The following is a 26,462-nucleotide window of genomic DNA, read 5'->3' as shown; positions in this document are numbered from 1 at the left end:
TGAATGTTATGAAAAAGATAAAAACAAAAATAATTCTATCCTTATTTGTATTAGCTGCCAGCATTATTGTCTCCTGTACAGATGAGTACCTTGATGTTCCTATAGCAGATGAAATATCAACGACTTATTTTGACAATGAAGGTAAAATCCAAAGGGGTATTGGAGGTATGTATGCAGAATTGGCTAACATCTATTCTGCTAATCTTGGAACTAGTGAAATTGGGCGTGGAGTAACAATCCATCCATACTGGCTATTGCAGGGGGATGACCTTACCAATAGCGGTAACTCTAATGCAGAATATGAAGCATTTTCGGGAATGTCCCCTTCAGATAATAGAAACGCCATGATGTGGCAGAGGTATTATATCATCATAAATAGATCCAACTTTATGCTGGAGCAAATCGAAGCATCATCTGCTGTATATGTTGATACGAATCTGAAAAATTATAATAGAGGCGAAGCTCTTTTCTTTAGAGCTTGGGCGCACATGCAAATCTGGGAGAAGTGGCGCAGAGGGCCATTAAAAAGTGAATGGATAAAGTCTTTGGAAACAGCTACAAACCCTCCAAGCACTGGTTTTGAAATGTTAAATTTATCAATATCAGATTTGGAGGAAGCCAAAACTTTGTTGCCTGATTCGTGGGATGTTAACAACAAAGGAAGGGTTTTTAAAAATAGTGCACTTGGACTTTTGGTAAAGGCATATACGCTGAGGGCTAACTATGCAGATGAGTATAGTGGTGGTGATAGAAATGGAGATTATGGAAAAGCGATTGCCGCATTTGAAGCAATTGATGATTCTGAAAGTACGATTGTTGGTGTTCATTTTGGTGAAAATTTTGATTATCGAACTGAAAATAACCCTGAATCACTTTTTGAGTTTCAGGCAGGCATTAACAATTCTGAAAATCCCTGGTTAGATAATGACTATGGTGGAGGCAATGGTGCTTTGGGTGCCTATTATGGTTACTTTACTGACCACTGGGCCAATGGTAGTTCCGGAGGTGGGTCAGTAGGGCCAACTGATAAATTGATGAATGCATTTGACGCTGCAGATCCACGTCGAGCCGAAACGATAGGTACTTATGGATGGAGTAGGTTTGGTGGAAACCAATTTATAAAATACATCAATGGTGACAGGGGTGATTTAATGGATAACAAAAATGGACAAGGGTGTTGCGGAATCTCATCAGGTGTGAATACTCGTATTTTGAGATTAGCTGATGTCAAGTTAACAGTTGCGGAAGCTTATTTACAAACAGGAAACCCATCGGCCGCACTAACTCAGGTGAATGATATCAGGCGAAGAGCGAGACTCTCTACCTCAGATGGTAGTGAGGCTACCGTTCCTGCTGACTTAGGGTCTGTTACCATGCAGGATATCATGGATGAAAGATTTTTGGAGTTGGCTGGAGAAGAGGGTATCAGATGGGTTGACCTTAGAAGATGGCATGCGGCAGGATTGGAAGACTTGAACAGTTGGACTGCTTCTGATTTTTCATTTCCAAATTCATCTGACCAATTTCAATTTAAGATTGGAACACATTTGTTGTTTCCTATACCTGCAGAGGAGTTGGAGGCAAATCCATTAATGAGGCAGGCTGGTAATAATCCGGGCTATTAAAATCTAAAACATAGTTAACAGCTAATAAAACAATAGAGTTCTTTTAATCCGGGACTCTATTGTTTTGATTTTCTCAGGGACAGATTCTTGAAGAGAGGGCGAATAGTATATTTTAAAAGAGAAGTAAGACAAACAATGAAATGGGTGCTATTTTTTTTCTCTTTGATGTTGTTGTCGGCCTCTTGCGAACAAGCCTCTGACATGGTAACAGCTAAATCTCAATACAATACTTATTGCGGTAGTTGTCACCTTGCTCCAGATCCTGCTAATATTCCAAAATCAGTATGGAAAAATAATATATTACCGGATATGGCATCAAGACTGGGATATGAGTTTTTGTCTCCAAGTGCTGAAAGCTTCAGTTTTCACGATCAGAATGTTTTTAACAATAGTCCAAAACTGTCAAAGGCAATTATTGACAGTGTGACCTGGAATCTCATATATGGATATATTATGACTTTATCGCCAGATTCTATTATCCAAGATACTTTGAGATTGAAAAGAAATTTACCATTGGATCGCTTTGACTCCAGTCCTGTTTCTTTTGAAGAATATCAAGACAAATCTATGATTACCAGTGTTCAGTTTGATTCGTTAAACAATCGGTTTTTCATTGCTGATGCCCTGAATCAATGGGTGTATCAATGGCCTTTCGACAGTACTTTGAAAAGTGAAACCGAAATCCCTCGGTTTGATTCACCTGTAACCTCTGTGGTACAAAAGGGAAACACCAGATGGATTGCTGAAGCAGGGTATTTATTTCCGAGCAATCAACCTTTAGGAACTTTGTATCAGGTTACTGAAAATTCTATATATACCGTTATGCGTAATTTGCATAGACCGGTGTTTGTCCAAATTGCTGACCTGAACTATGATTTCATGAATGAAATTATAGTTTGCGAGTTTGGTAATCGTACGGGGCAATTGTCTATGCTCATAAAGTCAGATCAGGGTTACAAGAAAACAAACCTGTTGGCAATGCCTGGTACTACTAAAGTGGAAATAGCAGATATGGATACTGACGGGCTCAACGATATAGTTGTATTGGCATCTCAAGGCAATGAGGGGATTTACATTTTGTACAATGAAGGAGACTTAAAGTTTAGAATAGATCAAGTAATACAACTACCTCCGGAGTATGGTTCCAGTTGGTTCCAATTGGTTGATTATAACAAGGATGGTCATTTGGATATTGTTCTTACCAACGGAGATAATGGCGATTTTTCTGTATTTGCCAAACCATATCATGGTGTGAGGTTGTTTATCAATGATGGGTCGAATTCGTTTGATCAGGAATGGTTTTATCCGATCTACGGAGCTACCCGGGTACTTTCAGCGGATTATGACTTAGATGGTGACTTGGATTTTGCTGTGATGTCTTTTTTTCCTGATTATACCACAGCACCCGGAGAAGGATTTGTTTATCTGGAAAACAATGACCTCCAACGATATGAATTTGTGTCATATACGTTTGAGCAATCTTTAACAGGACGATGGGTGGTCATGGATCATGGTGATTTTGACCAGGATGGTGATGTTGACATTATGCTCGGTTCTTACACATTGCCAATTAATAAGAAGTATAATTCCATTATGGAAGGTTGGAAAGCCTCAAGGATCAATCTCCAATTATTAAAAAACAATGCAATCAAATGAAAAGGATAATATCAATACTGGCTGTTTTGGGATGCTGCATCGCTTGTGTGCCGAAAGAATACAGATTTGTGGAAGTCGATAATCCACGTCATAAGAAAAACACAGCTTTCCGTTATTCGGAAGATTTGTCTTCACCTAAGTTTCAACAGCTTAAAGCTAAATACCAATTGGATACCATATTTCATGGTAATGAAGATGAATTTGAAAGAATTTTGGAGTTAAAACAATGGATTACTAATACAATTCCTATTGACAATTTTGGAGACCCATATCCAGGTGGAGGCTATGTAGAAAGTATTTTGGACGAAGCGTTGAGCGGTACAGGATTTCATTGCGGACACTTCATGAGAGTTCAAAACGGTGTGATGAATGCCTATGGCTATGTAACAAGAACAATCGGAGCTGGCCCGGGGGTGGCAGGTATTATAGATAGTCATCACGGGATAAGTGAGACTTGGGTCAATGCTTACAATAAATGGGTGCTATTGGATGCCAAATACAATCATTATTTTGAGAAAAATGGGATACCACTTTCGGCCTTGGAAATTCGCGATGAATACTTAAAAAACAAAGCGAAAGACATCACCATGATCAGGGGGTTGGAGCGGATTCCAACAGAATTTGATGAGACTTTCCAAAGGAGCAAAGAAAGCTTTGCAAGGACTTATTCTTGGATTGAATATCATACCAACAACAATATGTTTACTGTATGGCCAGACTATAAGGAAACCCTCACCATGTACACTGATGATTATTTTAAGAACAATACATGGATATGGGGAGAAAAACCACATTGGGCTTATGGTAAGCCGGAATTTATGATTCTCGAACCGAATAGAGATGCAATTGAATGGACTCCCAACACGATCTCTTCTGAAGTCAGCATTGAAGGCAATAAAGCCAATGTCGGGCTGAATTCTGATACACCAAACCTCAAGGGGTATCAAATGAAGAGACTTCCCAATGGGAATTGGCAAAAGGCTGAAAGCAACTTTAGTCTCGATTTAACAGAAGATGAACATGAAATTGTATTTCGGACAATAAATCTGGCAGGTATTTCTGGACCCGAGCATCTAATCAAAATACAGGCGGAATAATAAGACCTTCCCATCAGGTTTAGGTCTCTTAAAAAAAGAAAAGAATATGAAAATATACAGAACATTAGCATGCATGGTTTTCACACTATTGCTTGCAACCAGTCCATTTCAAAACAGTTTGGCCTCAGAACTTTCTGATCTTGGACTTCATGTCATCCCCTATCCACAGCAAGTAGTGCTTGGAGGAAATGAGTTTGTATTGAAAAGTACAGTCAATATTGTGTTGGATAAAAATGCTTCCACCATAGATCGTAAAACCGCAGAAATGCTTAAAAGTGAGTTGGAAGGAAAGTGGGAAGTCAAAACGGTGATTTCTGAAAGCAAAGGGGAGTGCAATGTGCTTTTGACAAGGAAAGGAGGTCCCAAATCATTGGCTGAACAAGGATACATTTTATCAACGAATCGTGATACTCTAATCATTAGTGCCAAAGATGAAGACGGGTTGTTTTACGGGGTTCAGACTTTTTTCCAACTGATCAAAAAGACCAGAGGCAATTTGATAGTGCCAGGTATGGAAATTACCGATTGGCCGGATATAAAAATAAGGGCTGCCCATTATGATACGAAACACCATCAGGACAAAGGTAGCTATGTGAAAGACTTCATCAGAGACTTAGCAAAGTATAAAATTAACATGTTGGTGTGGGAGTGGGAAGACAAACTCGCTTACGAAAGCCACCCAGAAGTTGGCGCTCCCGGAGCATTTACCATTGAAGAGATGCAGGAGTTCACGCACTATGCCAAAGAGTACCACATCGAACTGACTCCCTTGGTTCAAGGTCTGGGTCATGTGAGTTTTATATTGAAATGGCCTCAGCACCAAGAACTGAGAGAAGTAGAAGGGTCAGACTGGGAGTTTTGCCCGTTGGAAGAGGGCACTTATGACCTTATGTTCGACCTATGGGATGAGGCGATCAAAGCCACACCCGGCTCGAAATACATTCACATTGGATCAGATGAGACCTACGAGCTAGGGGCTTGCCATAAATGTCAGGCAAAAGCAAAGGAAATTGGAAACAGTGGATTGTATCATTTATTCATCAATAAAGCGGCAGAGCATCTTGAAAAAAGAAGAAAAGTAATGGTTTGGGAAAGGCCAATGGGATGGAAATTGGGTAAGTCACCCATAAAAAATATGAAACCAAATACGAATTTGGTGCTGACCGAGAGTTATGATTATTCATCAGAGTTCAATTACGCTAAGGAATCAAAAGCGATGGGTTTTGAAGTTTTTATGTATGATCCTAATCCAGGAATTGAACCCTTATTTCTTCCATACCATTTCAAAAAGAAAAAAGGAGAACTGTTAGAAGGAAGTTTGAAAAATTCGTATGATTTTCTTTCTGTCAGGTCCAAGTCACCAGAATTCGACGGCATGATCAACACCTCGTGGGACGATTCCGGGCTGCACAATCAGATGTGGATGCTCAGCTTTGTGACTTCCGCACAATATTCCTGGAATGGTGCAGCTCCCGGATTAGAGGAGTTTGAAGATTCATTCTTTGCTAATTATTACGGAGAAAAAGTGGTTGATATGAATGAACTATATCAATTGCTCAATGAAGGCTCGTATTATTACTACGAAACTTTCGAGCGACACGTATGGCATGCAGGAGATATTGGAAAGACACATTTGCCTGATTTACCTAGAGGCCAATACCTGGAATATGACCCCTATTGGAATAATGAGTATAAGGATATAGTCAAAAAATCAGCTCAACAAAACGAAAAGATGTTGCGTGCCCTGCAAATAATTGACACCAACAAAAACCTCAATCTTGACCATGCTTATGATTTTGAAGTGTATGAATCTATTGCAAGATTGATTCATCATACTTGCCTTACTTATCAGGATTTATCAAATCTGGAATACGCCATTACTGAAGCGCACAAAAATGCATTTATTGATCGTAAGAAGGCACAGAACGATCTTGTGAAAGCAGAGACAATCATTGAGAAAAGCCTGGCAAGGAGAAAGAAAGTATATACCGATTTGGTAACAACCTGGGAGAAAACACGCCTACCAAAAGGGCTTTCCACACCTGATAAAAAATTCTTTTTTAAGATGGATCGTTCCCGTCATTTTGCCAACAGAACGGCAGACTTGAGCTACCTGATTTATGACGAGCAGCTGCTCGACATGGAAGGTTATCTGCAAGAGCTGAAAAAATACCGAACGACTTTTCAGCTAGAGTATTGACATAAAGGAGAAAATAATCCTTTATTAGGAAGTAATGTGATTTTCAAAAAAATTATAATAAATCTATTCTGTAGGATTGTTCCAAACAGAATCCATTAAAAATTACTCACTTTAAAAACAGACAAGTTATGCTTAGATTAATAAACCTTATACTTCTTACTTCTCCTTTCGCAATGATGAGTTGTGGAGATAGTGGTTCGAACCCCTCAGACGAAGAAAAGATTTCTTTTAAGATTGAAGTTCCACGCATAGATTTTGTTGAAATGGCTCAGGATCAACGCCATGAAACTGATCAAAGTACAATATGGTATGATGATTTCTCATCAGATAAGGGATATTTCGGTAAAAAAGGAATAGTGGATACCAATGTAGATTTTGGTACAGATGGCGGGTCAGCCGATATGGGATTTGATGAGGGAGCCGTGGATGGCCGGGGCAATCGACAGGTTGCTTTTGGAGGTTTTCCAGCCAGTTCATCTGTTGTCAAAGCGGGTCAAAAATTTGATGAAATTTATTGGAGAATGTATGTGAAACATGAGCATGGGTGGAAAGGGTCTCCATTCAAAATGTCCAGAGCGACGAGCATTGTTTCTGACAATTGGCAACAAGCCATGATTGCGCATGTTTGGAATGGTTCCGATGAAGATGCGGGGATCACACTCGACCCAGCACGCGGGGTAGATGGACAAACCGATAAAATTAAAACAACGAAATACAATGATTTTGATAACCTTAGCTGGTTGGGAAATCAACCGGTATCTGACTTTAAAATCTCCTCCACTGGCGAGTCAGGGTATTGGGTTTTGGTAGAATGCAGGGTGAAGCTAAATACCCCTGGAATGGACGATGGAGAGAACCAGCTGTGGATTGATGGTCGGTTGGAAACGGAGAGGAAAAACCTGAATTTTAGAGGCAGTTATACCCAGCATGGTGTAAATGCAGTCTTTTTAGAATCCTATTGGAACGGTGGGGCTGTAAAAACTCAGAGTCGTTGGTTTGATAATTTTGTGATCTCAACAAACCCGATCGGTCCGGTTATTTCACCATCTAATCCGACACTTTACAAAACACCATATTTTGGAGCTGGTGAATTAGCTGGCTGGGAAGTAGAACTTGCTTCTGACTATGAAGGAAATGATGTGGTGTATAAATCTAGCTTTTTAGGAACCGAAGAAAAGGTAGTAGTAGATAGCTCCAATGGAGTTTTTTCGGGAAGTCTGGAAGGCAAAACCGCCCTTAGTTCCGGTGAAATTTATTACAGTCGGGTACGTCAAAAAAATACAGAAGGGTTTTACTCCAATTGGAGCAGATGGCATCAAGGAATTAAGGTAGAATAGATAATTATAGTTTAAATGAAACCTGCTCGACTAAAACCCTTTAAGCACATTGTTTGTTTTTTACAACCTACTTATGTTGTATGTATTTAGAAGGCTAGTCAAATACAGTATTTGATGTTACAGGGAGGGAGAGATACTGAAACAGGGTTGGATGCCATAAAAAATGCAGGTACAATAAATGGAAAAATTGTTGATGTGTATTGTATGGAAAAGTAGTTTCTCCCGGTTTCATTGATTTCATATCCATCCAAATATTCGTTTTTTGTGACCATAGCTGCTGACATTTCTGATACTAGTACCATATGGTTGTTCAGTGAGCACCTTACTGGGTTAGATATTATCAAAGTAAAGTGGTTATTCGAACAGTTCGAGGGTACAGGATGCATTGATAATATGCTTATGGGTATTTAAAGTCAGTTGATCAATACTTTCACAGATTTCGAAATCGACCTTGAATATACTTTCAGGATGTAAATGCCGGGGCTAAGGCCGTCGACATTAATTTCTGACTCTTTATGACTTTCATTGTTTGTAATTAACCGACGGACGATCATATTTCCAAGAGCATCATACAATTCAGTATTAATATCACCTGTAAATTCTTTGTCCAAATGGAGGTATAAAATATCGCTGGCAGGGTTGGGGTAAACAGTCAGTGGAAGGCCTATTTTATTTACATCTACAATTACAGTATAGCTTTTTGTGCTTGTCCCGTCATAGTCCACTTGTTTTAGATAATAATAAACCAAACCGTTCCTTGATAAATTGAAATCCTTGAAAGAATAGCTATTATGGGCAGATGTGGTTCCAGCTCCATCAGTCTTGTAAATGGAATAAAAATCTTTGCCATTTAGTGATTTGTATACTTCAAAATAATCATTATTCAGTTCAGAAGCAGTTTCCCATTCAACTAATACCCCATCCTCAATCTGGATTGCTGAAAAATGGAGCAACTCTACAGGCAAGGGGCTGCTGTTTCCGGAAATGGCCCAGGTACTAAAGCTCGTTACTCCAGGTATCATGACTGAGGTTGCCCCTGGTGTTTGTCCTGGAAGGGGAGCTTGCCATCCACCGCTCCATTTTTGTCCCTGTAGTGTTGAGATAGTCCCCACTTCCACAGCACTTGCATTGAAAGTGATGTCTGCGTCTGGGCTACTTTCACCACTGAGGTTGATATTATAAAACCGATCTACGGTATTTTCACTGTTTTCATTACCAGATTCGTCATTAAGCCCTGTTATACCTGGAGGCCATGGCAGGTTATCTGCACCTGTACCATATGTTGCTACTGTCACCAGGCCTGCATCGCCACTGTTGAGTTCAAACACAAAAGGGATATAATCCCCGGAAGCATTTCCAAAGGGAAAGCTATGTTCGGTAACATCAGTACCGATAGCCCAAGCCACGCTACTGTTAAAAGAGGTGTTTTCACTCAATATGTAGCCGTTAGTTCGGGATACTGCGCCAGCATCCGGGTTGCTTAACATCAACGTATTGGTGTTTAAATCCAAAACGCCATCTGTGAGTATCAAAGAACCGGCTACTGTCGCATTGGTATTAAGCTGTAGATTATTGCTGCTCTTGTTTAGCTCCAAATCGTCAAAAATGGTGGTAGTGCCACCATTCAAAACGGAAAGGCCAGATCCTGTAAATGAAACTGCCTGGTCTATCATTTGCAACGCTGTGGCATCATTTGTGAAATTGCCACTTGCCGAAATATCGGCAATGATATCCATGCTGGTATTGGTGTCGAAAACCAAATTATGGAAATTGTTTGTGCCAGACCCTAAAATGGCATCTGTACCGACAGTGCTGTTAAAAGTAACGGTAGAGCTTTGTCCATCAAAAGTGCCATTATTGTTCCATTCGCCAGAAATTGTATGGCTCAATGCGCCCCCGTTTAGTTGTGCGCCGGCAGTGATCAGCATGTCCTGGGAGATGTCCCATCCTATTGCGGGTGTGATGCCGGCACCATTCGTATTTGAAATAGTAACGGACTCAAATGCACCTGTAGCCTGGGATAAATTGATTTGCTGATTGCCACCAAAGTTCACAGTTCCGGTAGAGCTGAAATTAGTCCCCAAATCCACATTGGCTGTAGTAGCGGTAGGAAGAAATGATAAAATCCCGCTACTGGTAACGATACCGTTGTTGGTAAAATGCCGTAAAAAGAAATGGTCTAAAGCTCCTCCGTTCCATGTAGCACTGGCGTCAACGTTTATAGCCACGGCCACTGTCCAGGATTGGGATGCCGTAATAGGAGCGGTGTTGTTGATATTAACGGTAGCGAACGTAGGGGATGATGTCGAATTTAATATTGGGGAAACCGTTCCGTTGAAATTGATGACCCCTGTTGATGCGGAGCTTACCGCATTAATCAGCCTGATCGTTTGAACCTGTGTGCCGCTAAAAGTAGTTGTGCCGCTAGAACTTAGAATACCGGAATTGGTAACATCTCCGAAGGATACAATGGTATTATTTCCGGCATCAAAATCCCCGGTGGCAGTTACCACAAAGTCCCCGTTTATGGTGGCGTCCCCGTTTACCATGTCCACTGTGCCACTTGTCACAATGTCGTTATAGGTAATTGACCCGTTTATATTACTGGTGCCGGCATATACTACTGTTCCCGTGGATGGGTTGAAAGTGCCGTCCATTGTAAAGTCCCCCTCTAAAGTAAGGGTAGTTGATGGGGCTGTTAATGTGGCTCCACTATTTACGGTTAAGTTACCGGCCACTGTGGTTGGCCCTATCATGGTTTTGGCGTTTGCTCCTCCATTTGACAGGATCAGGTTTCCGTATGTAATGGGCAAAATGACACGGGGAGAGCTTGTATAATACTCTATGGTACTTGTAGGATCAGCAATGAGATCGGAAAAATTGCTTATTTGGACACTGCTGCCGCCAAATAGTGTAGTTGCCCCGGCTCCCAATGAAGCTATTCCACCAAGGGTACTCCGGTTCACATCAAATGTGGATACTTCTACCGTGCCACTTTGAATATCAACATTTCCATTGATAGTAAGGTCTCCAAGCAAGCTGAAGGTTCCGCTTGCCTTGTTGATAGTTATGTTGTTATAAGTAGTCGCAACGGTTGTTTGCGATCCTGTACCATTAAAGACAACCGTTCCCGATCCGGGAATAAATGTGCCACTTTGAATCCAGTTCCCACTGATGTTTAGCGTGGTACTTCCAGGAAAATTCAACGTGGTACTAGTACCAATATCAATATTGCCAGCAACAGTTAATGTGGAATTAACATCCGTCTGGCCACCTGTGGAAATATTCAGGTCATTGTTTACAGTGGTTGAAGCATTTATAAGCGCAGTTCCTGATGCTTTATCAATATCCAAATTATAAAATGTTACTCCTCCTACTTGTTGATCATCCGTTCCATTGAGTGTTACGGTCGAAGTGGAAGGAGTGAAACTTCCACTTACATAATTAAAATCCCCCCCTATATTGAGGCTCGCGGCATCAGAAAAGGTAATATCAGCCCCTGCGCTTTGTGTCAATGAGCCCGCTATATCAATGAGCCCGGTACTGGCCTGGATATCGATTTTTTGGTTTGAAACCCCATTGCTCAATACTATATTGCTAAGCGTAACAAGGGTTTGGCTGCCTACATCAATTGTATGTACGGCATCACCGCTCCATAGCCCATCTATGTTTCCCTGAACTGTGAGATCTCCACCAGAACCCAGAGTAAGCGTACTGGGAGTAGTGGATTGAAAATATATTTTTTTAATGTTGGAAGATGTGCTTAGTGTGGGTTGGTTTGTAAATGAAAGATCGCCTATGTGCACAACATCAACACTTGTAGGCGTTCCATTTGGTGTCCAGTTGCTTGTGCCAGACCAGTCTGTACTGGCTGATCCATTCCAGCTATACTTGATAACACCTTCTGATAAAGTCCATAAATCTGTCAATGCGCTGACCCCTGTTATGTCTAACCAATTGTCGGTGGCATCATTGGTATTTTTTCCATTGTCACTCCATGGAAGGCTACCTCCATAGTTCCATATGGTCATTTCTGTTTCCACATTTCCATTCAACTCTACTTGTTCATAGTGCAGTCTCAAAGTTGCCAAATGTGCCGAAGCTCCCGTTACAGTGATATTATAGGTTCTGTTGGCACTTGCAGCCGAAGGAAATAGTACGTTGGCCCCTGAAGACACAACCATGGTAATTGAAGTGATTGTTCCTGTGATGGAGGAAAAATTGATAAAATTGTTTGGCCCTTCAAAGTCATAATTGATGCCGGTTGTATAACTGTGAGTCCGAGTGATTGTCCCTATTATGATGCCATTTCCAGTCCTGCTGGAAGTAATTGTTAAGGTATTTGAGCCAGTTCTCATGCTTCCTGAAGTCATGGCCAGGTTATCCACATTCATGTTGTTGATCATAGTGACTTTATTAGATGCACCTTTATTTACTGTCAGGTTATTAAAGGTTGTTGCACCAGTCAAACTAACATCATTGTTTCCCGTCAGTTGAATCGTAGAAGTGCCCATGGTAAATGTGCCATTATTGACCCAGTTCCCACTTAAATTGTGGGTATATGTACTTCCATCAAAAGTTGTACTTGAGCCAATAGTGAAGTTTCCATTAATTGTAAGGGCTGATGGAGGGGTTTTTGTATTTCCACCTGAAACTATCAAATTATCGAAAGTAGGGAACACCAATGATTGTGCCCCGCTACTACTGTTGTAGTTGACTGTATTGGGGACATTGGCTGTGGCATTAAAGACGCCACCTCCATCAAAGGTTACTGTAGCAGCAATTCCCAGTATCGAGTTTGAACCCATTAGGAGCGTTCCACTACTAGTAATTCGAATATCGAAAATATTGGCAGTACCTGACAGGGTAGAAGTACCATTGAAAGTGATTTGCCCTGCAGTTGCCGTAAACGACCCTAAAACATTGAGGTTTGATGATAATAAGAGATCACGCGCAGTGGATAATGAGCCTGTAATAGTGAGTGCATTGAGTTGTATGCTAGCTGTTCCTGAAATTGTTTTTCCAGATCCTGAAAATAGTATTGTACCCGCTGATGCTGTTAATGTGCCATTTGCTGTTAAGTTCCCTGCAATAGTGAATGATGAAGATGTGGATATTGTGCCAGCCCCACTGGTTATCAGGTTATTGAATATGATATTTGAGCCTGAAATGGAAGAAGAGGAAGCTGTTGTCATGGTGAAATTTCCAGTGCCGCCGGGTGTTTGGGTAAAAGACCCACCTCCTGTGGTGGAAAAGTTCCCGCACAAGGACAAAGAAGTGTTTTCGTGAAGTATGGTTCCACTTCCATTTATTATAACATTCCCAAAATTGTTCGTTCCGAATCCGCTGATCAGGGATGTAGAACCATTGAAATTGAAGCTTCCCCCACAACCATTAAAAGTACCATTGTTTGTCCAGTTTCCGTTTGTACTATGAGTGAATGTAGAGCCGTTGAATGTGGTGGAGGATCCTAATGTGATATTGCCCAAAACCGTGATATTGTTTCCTGCTGTAAAACCCAAGGTTCCGCCCGTTACGGATGTTGTGAAATCTCTGGCAACTGTCAGCGCAGTACCGGGCATGGTTTTAGTAATTGTACCACTAGTGCTGCTCAGTGTTAAATTTCCGTAAATTTCATTGCTCACGCTTTGGTTACCTCCGCTGTATTCCACTGTGCTGGTAGTGGCGAGGGTGTGCGATGTATAATTGCTTGGGAAAGAGTTGGTGCCACCGATTTTCAATGTAGCCCCTGATGCTATTGTAAGCGACCCTCCGGAACTACTGTGGTTGGCAGTAAAGCCTCCCAAATCCATTGTGCCACCATCGATACTCAAATCACTCTGTATGGTAGTATTTCCAACCAAGGACTTTGTCATTGCCCCACTAATGGTTAAATCCCTGTATGAGATGGAGTTGGAAATGGACTGGTTGATACTGGTGGCAGCATAATCTACCACCGATGAATTAGTGTTAGAATCTATGCTTCCTGAATTTGCATAATTCCCGGCTAAAGTGGAGGCCATTACTTTAAGTACACCACCTGTTTCAATATCAATATCGCCTGTGCCTGTTACCTGAAAATTTACCGGGTTTAAAATGCCGCTCAAACTGATGAAGTTTGATGTAATTACATTTTGGGCAAGGGTTACCATACTTGATGAGTTGATATAGAGCCGTTCGAAATCAGTTACTGAAGTCCCCCCAATAATTTGCGTAGCACCATCGAAGTAAACACGCCGATTGCTCCCACTTGCATTATAGCTTCCTGAGTTTATCCAGTCCCCGGAAATGGTCATTCTCCCCCCGTCATCATCAACTATACCCATTGAGCCAATAGTAATAGTACCATGTATGTCTATGCCATCATGTATGGTTAACGTTGATGAAATGGATCCATTTCCAACGGTTAAAGAGTTACATTCACCCCCTCCGCTTCCATTTCTCAATTCTGGCTGATTGGGGCCTGTGAAGTTAGCATCACCAATGATGACATCAGTTGTTTCATTGGGAACTCCGCTGGTCCAGTTGGAAGCCGTTCGCCACCTGGTATTAGTGCCACCTATCCAGGAGGTGGTTTGTGCCATTAGAATTAATGGGAAAGCTGATGTAATGAGGAACAATCCGTTTATTAAAAAAACATGGGATTTTTTTCTGGTGATCATAACGGTATTATTTAGTGGTAATAATTTGTTATTATCAACTTCAAAGTAGGGTCTGTCTTACAATATAATCAATTAAAGATATTTCTTCATTATTTCGATAATTCTTTTATACATATGGATTATAATTTGGTATTAAATAACGTTTCTCAGACCAGTTTAGGAAAGGAAAATTGAGTTTTTGAGGTATTCAATGTGGAAATGGAGATAATTCAAAACCTTATTGTAAGAGGTAAAAAGGTACATTTGTACAATTTATCACTGCTGATGTTTGAGTTGAGATGCCTATTGGTTTATGTAGTCCCCGATTTCGAAAACGAGATGAGATTCCCCTGGCTTGCCAGGCAGGGATAAATATTTAACCAAATTAAGGTTAGCTTAAATATTTTCGAGATGACGGGCTTTTTATCATAGCCTTATGATTAGTGGAGTGGAAAAATCCATTTTCATTCTTTTAGTGCCTCTGACTTATCAAAATATACTATTGGTAGGTTACCTTTTGGTGATTTTTAAGCCTATTCAAACAATTTGAACTAAATAATAGACATTATCACGGTTGATTTATTATGGAGAATTTTGCTTTTAAAAAAACCGCCAATTCATTGCTAATTTTGGAGAAAAAAATCTTGTAATCTCTCTATGCACAATCAACCGTGATAATGTCTAATTATCCCTATTGAATAATCACGGATTAATTTTTCATTACACTAATCATAGTTTTGTATTTTATGAAATATAAATACAAAACTATATCTGAGACAAAAGCTACAAACCAAAGAAATCAAACACTTACTTGTGAAAAATACAGTTTAAAATCCATAAGCCTCAATAAGGACAGGTATGTGATCAGATGGGTAGAGGTTATTGTCCCTTCGGTCGTTTAACTGAGCGTATTGTTTCACCTTGAGATTTTTGACGAATATATAATCTATTCTTCCTGTCATTATTCTTGAAGTGTCGAATCCATTGCTAGTACCTATCGGTCCATAAGGTTCTTTTTCTGATATCATTTTGGAATCACTTAGTTGACTTTTCAGTGTTTGAATGCCTTCTTTTTCGGGGGTTAAGTTCAGGTCTCCCATGAGTACTACAGGATGTTTGGAGAGGTCTGTTTTTTTGTTGATCATTTCCAAGATCAATTTAGCTGAGTTTACTCTGGCTTGATCTCCTCTGTGATCAAAGTGAGTATTGAAAACCCAAAATGTTTTTCCGGTTTGTTTGTCTTTGAAAAGGGCATAAGTGCATATACGCTCAAGTGCAGCATCCCAACCAACTGAAACTTTTTCAGGAGTTTCAGAAAGCCAGAAGGTAGTATTTTCCATAACTTTATATTTCTTCTTATTGTAGAAAATCGCAGCATACTCACCTTGTTTCTTGCCATCTTCTCTGCCTACGCCTACAAAATTGAAATCTTTCAAAGATTTGTCTAAGTATTCTACCTGCTTTAAAAGCCCCTCTTGAATGCCAACAATTCCTGGTTCATAATAATTGATCATTTTAACAATTTTGTCCTTTCTGTTGTCCCATATATTTTCTCCATCGTTTTCGTTGGCATATCTGATATTATATGTCATTAAATGGACGGGTTGAGCAACAGCGGAAAACCCAATTGTAATTATAAAAAGTAGTGTTAGGTGATTTTTCATAGGAGTATAAAAGTTGAATATTATTAAACAAATTTCAATATTAGTCTGTTCTTACAATTGTTTGGACCATACAATATATTTTTTGGACAAAATGTCAAGCAAATTTCCAGCCACGTTATTGGTAAATATTCCAAAAACGGTAGAACCGGAACCCGTCATCGAAGCATATACTGCTCCATGTTCATACAGTAGTTGCCTGATATTCTTAATGTCAGGATGAGTCTTATAAAGCGAATTTTCAAAATCGTTTGTAAGCAATGATTTCCATTTGGAAATAGGTAGGTCTATAATTTCTGTGATAGATTGCTTAGGTAGCATCGGTTTAATGCCAGCATAAGCTTCCCGGGTAGAGATGTGAATTTTAGGATATACCAATACCATTGTATTCCCGGAAAGATTTAAAGAAATCGGTTTGAATTGATCACCGGTTCCTGACACCAAAGTAGGTTTATTCCTAATGAAAAAAGGACAGTCGCTACCTAGTTTACCTGCATAGCTTTCCAGCCTGTCATCGGATAAGTTTAGTTGAAATAAATTGTTTAGCATCTTCAATGTAAAAGCACAGTCTGACGAACCTCCACCTAGCCCTGCTCCAATCGGGATGATTTTATGCAAATGAATATGTACTCCAGGGATGTTGAAATCCTTATTGAATAGGTTGTAAGCCTGAATGCAAAGATTATTTGATTTATCCCCTGGGATGTCAATGCCACTTGAAGTGAATTTCAAGTCGATTGATGGAATAATCTCCAGAATGTCGCACCAAGGGACAGGGTAGAAACAGGAAGAAATATTATGGTATCCGTCCTCTCGTTTTGAAAGAATGTTTAATCCAAGGTTGATTTTAGCGTTTGGGAAGGATATCATTATAAAAAAATGCCATTCAAGATACTGAATAAGACTTGAATGGCAATGATGTTTTTATTCCTGTGGTTTATTTTAAGATAGCTTGTCTATCAATTTTTGAGTGATGCCAGAAGTTGAAAAACCACCATCGTGCATCAGATTTTGCATGGTTACCATTTTTGTGAGATCCGAAAACATTGCCACACAGTAGTCCGCACATGATTCCGCACTTGCATTTCCAAGCGGAGATAATTTATCTGCGTAATCGAAAAATACATCAAACCCTCCGATACCAGATCCGGCAGTTGTTACCGTTGGCGATTGTGAAATGGTGTTTACTCTAATATTTTTTAATCGACCCAGTCGTTCACCATAGCTTCTTGCAATAGATTCTAAAACAGCTTTGGACTGTGCCATATCAGAATAATCAGGGAAGGTTCTTTGAGCAGCGATATAAGACAAAGCGAGTATGGATCCCCATTCATTCATAGCATCTTGCTTTTCTGCTACTGCCATTACTTTGTGGAAAGAAAGAGCTGAAATATCAATGGCTTTCATCATCCAGTCATAGTTCAACTCGTTATACTCTTTTCCTTTTCTCACGTTGGGACTCATGCCAATGGAGTGAAGTATAAAATCAAGTTTGCCTCCTAATATTTCTGTTGATTTAGAAAAAAGATTTTCAAGGTCTTCCATAGAAGTGGCATCTGCGGGAATCACTTCAGCCCCACATTTTGCTGCCAGTTCATTGATGGCACCCATTCTCAATGCGATAGGAGCATTTGATAGCACAAACTCTGCACCTTCTTCTTTAGCTTTTAAGGCTACCTTCCATGCAATTGATTTTTCATCTAAGGCACCAAATATGATTCCCTTTTTTCCTTTTAATAAATTGTAAGCCATATTTTAGTTTTTTTATATTCTCAGTTGCAAATAAAACCAAGTGAAGGCAATTTCCAATGCGCAATTTGTAATTATCAGGTGTTAAGCCTTTTGGAGATTTTGCTAATAATTAAATTTTATTTACCTGCCACATGATAAAACCATATACCAGAAAACGGGCAAGTCGAAATATCCCGAGCAATAGAAAGTTGCCGAAGTTGAACCGGGCTGCTCCTGTGAGCATACATACCGCAGAGTATGGAATGGGTGTGAGCGCAGCAACAGCAATCATGTAGCCACCAAATCGTTTTACATTTTTTTCAAACTGAGCAGCAAATTTATCTCTCAAACTAATGTACAGATTGGATTTGCTAAACCTGAGTCCAAAGTAATACCCAATTATTCCTGCTATATAAGACAAAACCGCCAGAGCTACTACTATTAAAATGTAACTTATTTGACTACCTTCTTTAGCTTTCATGGCCCAAATCATAAAAAGTTCAGGCGGGATGATTCCGAAAAGTACCTCAGAACATGTGAATACCAGAAATACAAGAAGTGGCTGGTTGCTAATTGCATCCATAAAATCTTGATACACGTTCCCGTAATATTTTTTTACAACCAGGAAAATGCCAATAATGACCAATAGCCATAGCAATCCTTTACCAAGATTGGATAGTAAATACTTGGCTTTGAAAAGGTCTTTCTTATTCATATATTGTGTTGGTGAAGGGTATGTTCAGGTTCTTTTTTCTGCAAAATATATCAATAACTTGAATGATAGAACTGCATATTATATGCTTAGGTTTTGTTTTATTTAAAAAAGTATTAAAAGACAGAGAGCGTTATTATTTGGAAGGGGATTCAGTTGCAAATTCTTCTGGAGATTTTTCCGGGGAAGGCTTCCGGTTGTCCAATTCTGGTTTTTTTACTATCTCTCGTTGTTCTACTATCCAGTATGGATTTTCCAAATCGTCATATTTGTTGTTGTATTGTGTCAACATGATTTTCACTGCATAGTTTAGGCGGTTTAAGGCATCTACATGATAATCATGTCTGTTCATCGGATGAAAGAGAAAAAATTTAACAATTGGAAAAGCCTTTTTGCGCAAATCGCCTAATATCGACGAAATCCTTACCTCTGCTTCATGCTGGGAAATTCGATCCAAAGCTTCTTGACAAAATGTGCTTAACCCTTGTAATAATAGACGGTATATATGACTGGTACAAGTTTCAGTTTCACCTTTGTCGGATATATATTCCAGGCAAAACTCTTTGAGTATATTTAGTTGGGGAAGGCACAACGATGGCTGGGTGTACACGTTTGGCTGCCAGAGGATTTCTCTAAAAGTAAAGATAGAAGGCAGTAATTCTGTGTCGTATTTTTCATCTTCGTTTAAGTCAAGGATATCCTGAGAAGTAAGGTTCTCTATAGAGATTTCACCTGCAATCAATTTGTATGACCACTCCATCTTTTTGCCCTTCTGTTCAGGAGAAGGTGCAAGGTTAATAAAATTCCATATTTCTTTGAGGTCAATCTTCATATTACAGCACAGTCGGTTAAGCTGTTCCCAACAAATATATAGCAATCAGGCAAATTGATGTGATTTATTTCTCTTGAATTCAGAGTAGTTTTTTCAGGAAATCATCCATAGAGATTTACTTTTCAAGCTGATGGTCGTTTGGCTGGGAATAGTTACAGGTTCTCCATCTATTTGAGCTACATTGTCTTCATGGGTTATTTTGATCTTGTCTGTCTTATATATTTCACAGTATTTTGATTTGTGAAGGGTGCCGTTGAACATCCTGATGGAAATAATCAGTGCATTGAAAATATTAGCGGGTTTGATGATTACGAAATCCAGTAATCCATCATCAATTTTAGCATTTGGGGCAATGAAAGCATTGTTTCCGAACTGAGATGAATTTGCCGCTGTAAGAAGGAACGCTCTGGTTTTGATGGTAAGATCATTCAGTTCTATTGAATAACTTTTGGCCTGGAAGCGGAAATACTCTCTGGCGGAGATATATATGTAAGATAATAAGCCCCTTCTGCCAAACACATCAAAAGCGGCACTTACTCTGGCATCAAAACCCAAACCTGCCACACTCAGAAACAATTTGTCGTTGAATGTACCAGTATCAATTAAACTGGAATTTGGTCTATTGATTACCTCAATGGCTTTTATAGGATCATGAGGGATTTTGAAATAATTGGCAAAACCATTGCCAGAACCACGAGGAATCACGCCAAGTGCTACGTTAGAATTGATAAGCCCCTGTGCTACCTCGTTGATGGTGCCATCACCACCTACTGCTACTACTACATCATAGTTGTCAGCTACAGCTTTTTTGGATTGAACAATGGCATCTCCTCTGGAAGTTGTAAAATGAATTTTATAGACATACTGATTGTGATCTAAGTGAGTTTTAACCAGATCGTCAATAGAGATTTTTTTTTTGACTCCTGAAATAGGATTGACAATGAATAAAATCTTTTTTCTTTCAGCCATTCAAATGATAATTAGTGTTAATAGAATTTTGATATCAACAAAACGGAAAATCAAGAGTTTTTCATCTGAGCCTGAATTTGCTTTACTGTCATGGAGTCTCCATTTGGGCTCCATCCGGGAGGGCCAAATATGTACATCAACTTATCCTTAATTGACTTGGTTGCTTTCACATCTTTCCAAATATTAGCATATTCATACGTTACAATAACCAATGGATTAAACGAATTTGGTGGCTTAAGTACCCCAAAGTCTGCTTTATTGTTTTTGTCCAAGTCTAAAAATGTACCAAACATCCTATCAAATATGTTTAAAAAGCCGCCGTGGTTTTTATCCAGATATTCATAGTTTTTAGAATGATGAACCTGATGTTGGGTAGGTGTGTTCATGAACTTTTCTAAAAAGCCAAGATTAGGAACGGATTTAGTATGCAGGTGAAACTGGTAGATGGCCTGAATACCCAGGCATGTAGCGATCATAAAAGGGTGAAAACCAATGACTGCCATCCAGATCCAGAAAAAGGATTTATAAAAAAGTGTAAACCAGCCATTTCTTATTCCGCTTCCCAGATTGAAATTTTCAGATGAATGATGTACCAAATGTGCGGCCCATAGCACCCTTACTTCATGGCTCATTCTGTGGTACCAATAGTAGGAAAAGTCATCTGCAAACTGACAAATTAGCCAGACATACCAAGCCCACCCAAAATCCTCATATCCAAACCATGAAACCCGCAAAGGCTTGAACAGTTCAAAAAAGAAAAAGAACATTCCTATGGATGCGGCTTTGGTGAGTATGGCAATGATACTTGCACCGGCTCCTACAGATACACTTGCCCCCAAGTCCTTCCATTCGTATAAATGGCGTTCATGTTTTATGCTTAAGTATAATTCAATGGCAATAAGAGCTATGAAAACCGGCAGTGCATAGACTAGTGGGTTGGTAATTCCTAAGTAAGTTGGATTCATTGGAATTCAATTGGTTGATAGGTATGCAATTATAATACAATTGGTTCTGAAGTCTGAAATCTTAATATTAAATATCCAGTATTATAATTGTAATTACAAATAATGTAAAAACATTTAAATGTTTCGTTCGTATGATACATTACCAAACAAGAAAAGCAGGGTGACAGAATTAGTTCTCGACCGGCTTTCTTTTATCTTTAAATTTTAATTACTAAAACAATGTCAGTACAAATTATAAAAAAACAAGATCAGGCCAAAGGAGCTTTTGATTTTGGTAGAATTTTAGAAAATAAGCCGTTAGGGTTTCCACATGAAGGTGGAGTTACTAAGCCAGTATCTAATTTGTTTTACTGGGCGCATGCCTGGTCTGATACAGGTGGTTTGATTGGAGAGCACCCCCACCAGGGTTTCGAGATTATGTCTTATGTAATTGATGGTACTATTTCTCATTATGATAATAAAATGGCGGCTTGGAAAAATCTTTCAAAAGGAGATGCTCAGTTGATCAAATCCGGAAATGGAATTACCCATGCCGAAAAATTATTACCGGGAGCACATATTTTCCAAATTTGGTTTGACCCAAACCTTAGTAACTCATTGAAAATACCTGCTAATTACACTGATGTACCTGCTGATAGCTTTCCAGTAGTAACAGAGAATGGACTGACCAAAAAGGTGGTTGTTGGAGAAAATTCCCCTCTTAATCTTGATAGTGAAGGAGTTGAAATTGCTGAATATAGAATGGGGGTTGGAAATTTTAGCATTCCTACTGCAAAAGATTCCACTTATGGACTTTATGTGGTTTCAGGTGAATTACAAGTTGGAGGGCAGCCAGCTTTATCAGACGACTATTTGATATCAAAGGATGCCGATGAAATCTCATTTGAAGCTCAAAAAGATGTAGTGGTTTTCGTTGTTAAAATTAACAATGAAGTTTCATATCGGACTTATGCACAATCTCAGGGGATTGCATAAAAAAAGGAGCTGTTTTGCAGCTCCTTTTTAATTTATCTTAAAACCGTCAACCTATTTTAGGACGACTCATCCTTTTTTATCTCCAAATTGGTAGGCAAATCCTACCCCGAAAATATTTTTGAATTGTGTCTTTGGACCTACTTTGGTTACATTTCCATCTTCATCATAAGTAGGAATGTCAATGTCGTCATCATATATTAATTGATTAATCAGACTCGCCGATAAGTATTTATTGATTTTCATCATCAATGCATTTTCCAAGTTTACATCTATATTTTTGGGCTTATTTGCGTAATTGGAAAAGAGTTGTAGTTTGGACTCAAGGCTTACGTTTTCCATAATGTTTTTCTTGAATTGTACCGTAAGATACGAACCAAGTTCACTACGAGATTTTTTGCCCGGGTCAACACCAAAAGCACCGGCAGCCGAAAGCGCATCATCATTTACAATAGTAATTTTACCAGTAACTGGTGAATATGACATGCTAAAATATTTGGAAGGTTTATAATCCAAACCTGCAGCCAATACGAGATATCCTGGAGCCATAAATTTAGATATGGGAGTGTCATTATCCTCTTGAGAGTAACCGTTTGCAAATTGAGTCCTTAAATTGAAGTTCATACTCCAGTACCAATATTTATTGTTTGGAGAAAGTGATCGTCCAAATTTGGTGGTAAGGTTTATTTTATCATCTGACTTTCTAAACCCTTCTTCTGCTTGTTTGATAAGGCCGTATCCTAGTTCGAGGCTGTTTTCCCAAACGGACCTTCCTTTGGCATAATTTGCAAAAGTGCTAAAGTAACTGTTAAAAGCCACAGAATTGTTACCTCCTGCTGCCCAGTTAGTCAATGATACCTGACTAAACGAAAGTGAACTAACTCCTCCGATTTTCCAATAAGTAGTATCCGAGTCTTGAGCAGATAAAAGCATTGGGAAAGATAGAATTAACAATAAAAGTCTTTTTTTCATTTGTAAATGAGTTTGTTAAAAAAATGTACTTAGAAATGTGGTTATAGACTGGATGAAACAAGAAATAATACAGTTCAGTTTAACTGAGGCGCAAGTTTATTAGATTTTTCTTAAAACGGAGAAATTATTCCATGAGACTCAGAAATTATTCGGTGAACGAACCATTCGCAAGTGTTAAGGACTTCTGTATTCTAAATCAGATTTTATTTTTTCTGCGGGTATGACCAAATTTGTATGTGAAGCCTACTCCAAAGATGTTTTTGAATTGCACTTTAGGACCTTCTCCTATTTTTTCTCCCTGATCGTCGTATGTTGGTATTTTTATGTCATCATCATAAATCAATTGATTCAAGATATTGGTAGTGATAAAATTATTGACTTTAAGGACGAATGTCGTTTCCCAGTTTACATCTACTTTTTCAGGGCTTTCTATATAGTTTGAAAATAACTGTAATTTCGATTCAAAATTGATGTTCTCAAGTAGGTGGGTTTTTAAAACCGAAGTGAAATACGACCCTACTTCGGATCTTGCCATCTTACCTGGCTCTACTCCAAATGCCCCTGCGTCGGAGAGGTTTTTGTCATTTACTATAGTGATCTTGGCCGAAAAGGGTGTGTAAGCTACCCAGAAGTTTGTAGAGGGTTTAAAATCTATGCCTATCGAGGCGAAAAAATATCCCGGAGCTAGCCATCCGGATATTTTTTTTTCCAAATCGTGGTTATTAAACCCATTCGCAAATTGAGTCCGGAAGTTAATATTTGTAGTCCAATACCATTTTGTGTTTGCAGGTGAAAGCCTTCTTCCATATTTTGAATTAAAACTGATTTTGTCATCTGCTTTAATAAACCCTCTGTCTCCTTGTTTAATTAACCCATATCCAGCCTCCAAACTGTTCTCAAATATGGCAACTCCCTTAACATGGTCAGCAAAAGCATGAAGATGCCCGTGGAAAGAAGTGGAGTTGTCTCCGCCTGCAGCCCAGTTAGTTAATGAGACTTGACTGAAGGTTAGTGAAGTGATTCCTCCAATATTCCAATAAGTTGTATCATGCTTGGTAGAGGAAAAAGCTAAAAAGGGAAATGAAATCAGAAAAATTACAAATAAATGCTTCATGGACAATCGTATATCAGATGTTGAGATTGTTGTTTTTGTAGCGGGTTGAAAACACAATTGCAATAATAAAGCCAAATGTCAGGAATATGTATTCCTTTTAGTATCTTCTTCTTTCAAAATTCGCCTAAGTACTTTGCCTACATTGGATTTAGGTAATTCGCTTAAAAACTCGATGTGTTTTGGCCTCTTGTATCCCGTAAGGTTTTTTTTGCAGAAGTCTTGTATTTCTTCTATCGTTAAAGACTCTTCTTTTTTAACAATAAATACTTTGACCGCTTCAGTTGATTTAGAATCCGGAACTCCAATCGCACCTACTTCCAACACCTTGGGGTGAGAAGCAATGGTGTTTTCAATGTCATTTGGATAAACATTAAATCCAGATACAAGGATCATTTCCTTTTTTCTGTCAACTATTTTGATAAAACCATCTTCATCCATTACACCAATATCTCCGGTACGAAACCAACCATTGATAAACACTTCTTCCGTTTCTTTAGGCCTTTGCCAGTATCCTTTCATTACCTGTGGCCCTTTGGCACAAATCTCACCCCGCTCTCCAATCGGAACCTCATTCCCACTATCATCAAGCAGACAGATTTCTGTACTTGGAGCAGGCACTCCGATGGTGCCTATTCTGTCGGTTCCGTCTGTCGGGTTAAATGTCAGGACCGGAGAGGTTTCGGTTAGGCCATACCCTTCAAGTAAGGGTTTCCCGGTAACTTCTTTCCATTTTTCAGCAACGATTCTTTGTACCGCCATACCACCTCCTGCAGCATGAGTGAGTTTTGAAAAATCAAGGGAGGAAAATTTTGGATGGTTTAAAAGTGCGTTAAACAATGTGTTCACACCTGTCATCATAGTGAATTGATGTTTTGCCAACTCTTTTACAAAACCATCAATATCTCTTGGGTTTGTTATCAATACGTTTTTGGCACCAATACTGAAAGTGATGAGTCCATTGATTACCAAGGCAAAAATATGATAAAGAGGCAAAGCTGTAATAATTAATTCTTTGCGTTCCTGTGTGATGTTGCTAATCCATGACCTCACCTGAATTAAGTTGGCTGTAACATTTCTATGGGTTAGCATTGCTCCCTTAGACACTCCTGTAGTTCCTCCCGTATATTGGAGAAATGCTAAGTCTTCGGAATCAATTTCAACCAGTTGAAATGAATGGTGGCTTCCTTTTGACAGACATTCTTTAAATGAGAAAGCTTTTGGTATGTTATAGGCAGGCACCATTTTCTTTACCTTCTTCACAACAAAATTTGTAATCATTCCTTTGAGTCCTCCCAGCAAGTCGCCGATTTCAGTGACTATCACATGTTCAATATTTGTATTTGGCAATATTTGTTCGAGGTTGTATGCGAAGTTGGCCAGAATAACAATTGCTTTTGCTCCAGAGTCTTTGAACTGGTGCTGCATCTCTGGCTGAGTGTATAGTGGGTTGGTATTTACCACGACCAAACCCGCTTTTAATGAGCCAAAGAGAGCTACAGGATACTGAATCAGGTTTGGCATCTGAAGTGCTATCCTGTCTCCTTTTGCCAGCTTAAGTTCGTTTTGAAGAAAGGCTGCAAAATTGTCAGACATTTCATCAATTTGGGCATAGGTATATGACTTACCCATGTTTTCGAAAGCCGGAAGCTCACTGTATTTGTTGAACGATTCTTTGATGACCTCAACCAATGACGAGTATTGGTCAGGGTCTATTTCGTGAGGGATACCTTCAGGATATTGCTTGTACCAGGAGTGATCTTTCATTTGATAGTTAAAATAATGGGTTGGATTAAGTACAGTTAATACAGCCCTAAATATCACCAATGATGATCAAATAAAAAAATGAAGGATACTGAACGGGTGAAAAACCATACTATACGGGCTGAAAAGCGAAAAAGCCTGGTAAAACCAGACTTTTTCTAAACAACATTAACCCAAAAATGATAGCTATAGGAGAAGGATTCGAACCCTCATGAAC

General features: G+C 39.2%; 18 protein-coding genes. 6 read left to right on the top strand and 12 right to left on the bottom strand.

What is annotated here, in order from left to right; all coding sequences use genetic code 11:
• Positions 1–8: 8 nt before the first annotated feature.
• The 5 genes from AAOP42_RS16455 (at position 9) to AAOP42_RS16435 (ending at position 7,915) form a co-directional block, all read left to right on the top strand.
• A complete protein-coding gene (locus AAOP42_RS16455) occupies positions 9–1,625 on the top strand; it encodes a RagB/SusD family nutrient uptake outer membrane protein (RefSeq protein ID WP_349529644.1) in 1,617 nt (538 codons plus the stop codon).
• A 201-nt stretch (positions 1,626–1,826) separates the two neighbouring features.
• Entirely contained in the window at positions 1,827–3,281 is a 1,455-nt protein-coding gene (locus AAOP42_RS16450; RefSeq protein WP_349529643.1) for an FG-GAP repeat domain-containing protein, read from the top strand.
• Positions 3,278–4,378 (top strand): hypothetical protein, encoded by a 1,101-nt coding sequence (locus AAOP42_RS16445; protein ID WP_349529642.1) that lies wholly within the window; start codon positions 3,278–3,280, stop codon positions 4,376–4,378. The genes AAOP42_RS16450 and AAOP42_RS16445 overlap by 4 nt, the downstream gene beginning before the upstream one ends.
• A 46-nt stretch (positions 4,379–4,424) precedes the next feature.
• Entirely contained in the window at positions 4,425–6,578 is a 2,154-nt protein-coding gene (locus AAOP42_RS16440) for a beta-N-acetylhexosaminidase (protein ID WP_349529641.1), read from the top strand.
• Positions 6,579–6,706: 128 nt separating this feature from the next.
• A complete protein-coding gene (locus AAOP42_RS16435) occupies positions 6,707–7,915 on the top strand; it encodes a polysaccharide lyase (RefSeq protein WP_349529640.1) in 1,209 nt (402 codons plus the stop codon).
• A 98-nt stretch (positions 7,916–8,013) separates the two neighbouring features.
• Here the strand turns inward: AAOP42_RS16435 and AAOP42_RS16430 are convergent, their stop codons facing one another.
• The 9 genes from AAOP42_RS16430 to AAOP42_RS16390 all read right to left on the bottom strand — a co-directional run bounded on the left by AAOP42_RS16430 (position 8,014) and on the right by AAOP42_RS16390 (position 21,426).
• Entirely contained in the window at positions 8,014–8,217 is a 204-nt protein-coding gene (locus AAOP42_RS16430; protein WP_349529639.1) for a hypothetical protein, read from the bottom strand.
• A 111-nt stretch (positions 8,218–8,328) separates the two neighbouring features.
• A complete protein-coding gene (locus tag AAOP42_RS16425) occupies positions 8,329–14,577 on the bottom strand; it encodes a T9SS type A sorting domain-containing protein (RefSeq protein ID WP_349529638.1) in 6,249 nt (2,082 codons plus the stop codon).
• An 806-nt stretch (positions 14,578–15,383) separates the two neighbouring features.
• Positions 15,384–16,220, bottom strand: a complete 837-nt coding sequence (locus AAOP42_RS16420; protein WP_349529637.1) for an endonuclease/exonuclease/phosphatase family protein — start codon at positions 16,218–16,220, stop codon at positions 15,384–15,386.
• Between the two features lie 51 nt (positions 16,221–16,271).
• Entirely contained in the window at positions 16,272–17,087 is an 816-nt protein-coding gene (ispE, locus tag AAOP42_RS16415) for a 4-(cytidine 5'-diphospho)-2-C-methyl-D-erythritol kinase (RefSeq protein WP_349529636.1), read from the bottom strand.
• Positions 17,088–17,159: 72 nt separating this feature from the next.
• The gene (locus AAOP42_RS16410) at positions 17,160–17,969 is read right to left on the bottom strand and encodes an enoyl-ACP reductase FabI (protein WP_349529635.1); all 810 of its coding nucleotides are present in this window, start codon (positions 17,967–17,969) and stop codon (positions 17,160–17,162) included.
• 109 nt (positions 17,970–18,078) lie between these two features.
• The gene (locus AAOP42_RS16405) at positions 18,079–18,663 is read right to left on the bottom strand and encodes a YqaA family protein (RefSeq protein ID WP_349529634.1); all 585 of its coding nucleotides are present in this window, start codon (positions 18,661–18,663) and stop codon (positions 18,079–18,081) included.
• A gap of 133 nt (positions 18,664–18,796) precedes the next feature.
• Entirely contained in the window at positions 18,797–19,492 is a 696-nt protein-coding gene (locus tag AAOP42_RS16400; protein WP_349529633.1) for a hypothetical protein, read from the bottom strand.
• A 93-nt stretch (positions 19,493–19,585) separates the two neighbouring features.
• Positions 19,586–20,461, bottom strand: a complete 876-nt coding sequence (locus AAOP42_RS16395; protein ID WP_349529632.1) for a diacylglycerol/lipid kinase family protein — start codon at positions 20,459–20,461, stop codon at positions 19,586–19,588.
• A 50-nt stretch (positions 20,462–20,511) separates the two neighbouring features.
• The gene (locus AAOP42_RS16390; RefSeq protein ID WP_349529631.1) at positions 20,512–21,426 is read right to left on the bottom strand and encodes a sterol desaturase family protein; all 915 of its coding nucleotides are present in this window, start codon (positions 21,424–21,426) and stop codon (positions 20,512–20,514) included.
• Between the two features lie 219 nt (positions 21,427–21,645).
• On the opposite strand from AAOP42_RS16390, the gene AAOP42_RS16385 reads away from it, so the two are divergent.
• On the top strand, positions 21,646–22,401 hold the full coding sequence (locus tag AAOP42_RS16385; RefSeq protein WP_349529630.1) for a pirin family protein: 756 nt from the start codon (positions 21,646–21,648) through the stop codon (positions 22,399–22,401).
• A gap of 66 nt (positions 22,402–22,467) precedes the next feature.
• On the opposite strand, the gene AAOP42_RS16380 is transcribed toward AAOP42_RS16385, so the two are convergent.
• The 3 genes from AAOP42_RS16380 to AAOP42_RS16370 all read right to left on the bottom strand — a co-directional run bounded on the left by AAOP42_RS16380 (position 22,468) and on the right by AAOP42_RS16370 (position 26,248).
• Complete coding sequence (locus AAOP42_RS16380) at positions 22,468–23,370, bottom strand: DUF3078 domain-containing protein (protein WP_349529629.1); 903 nt, start codon at positions 23,368–23,370, stop codon at positions 22,468–22,470.
• Positions 23,371–23,566: 196 nt separating this feature from the next.
• Positions 23,567–24,484, bottom strand: a complete 918-nt coding sequence (locus tag AAOP42_RS16375; protein ID WP_349529628.1) for a DUF3078 domain-containing protein — start codon at positions 24,482–24,484, stop codon at positions 23,567–23,569.
• A 78-nt stretch (positions 24,485–24,562) separates the two neighbouring features.
• On the bottom strand, positions 24,563–26,248 hold the full coding sequence (locus AAOP42_RS16370; protein ID WP_349529627.1) for an AMP-binding protein: 1,686 nt from the start codon (positions 26,246–26,248) through the stop codon (positions 24,563–24,565).
• Between the last annotated feature and the right edge of the window lie 214 nt (positions 26,249–26,462).

The sequence above is a fragment of the Reichenbachiella sp. MALMAid0571 genome, assembly GCF_040151475.1.
In the GTDB taxonomy this organism is placed as follows: Bacteria; Bacteroidota; Bacteroidia; order Cytophagales; family Cyclobacteriaceae; genus CAXBNB01.
The sequence above is the reverse complement of the archived record's forward strand: the minus strand, read 5'-3'. Positions and strand labels throughout refer to the sequence as shown.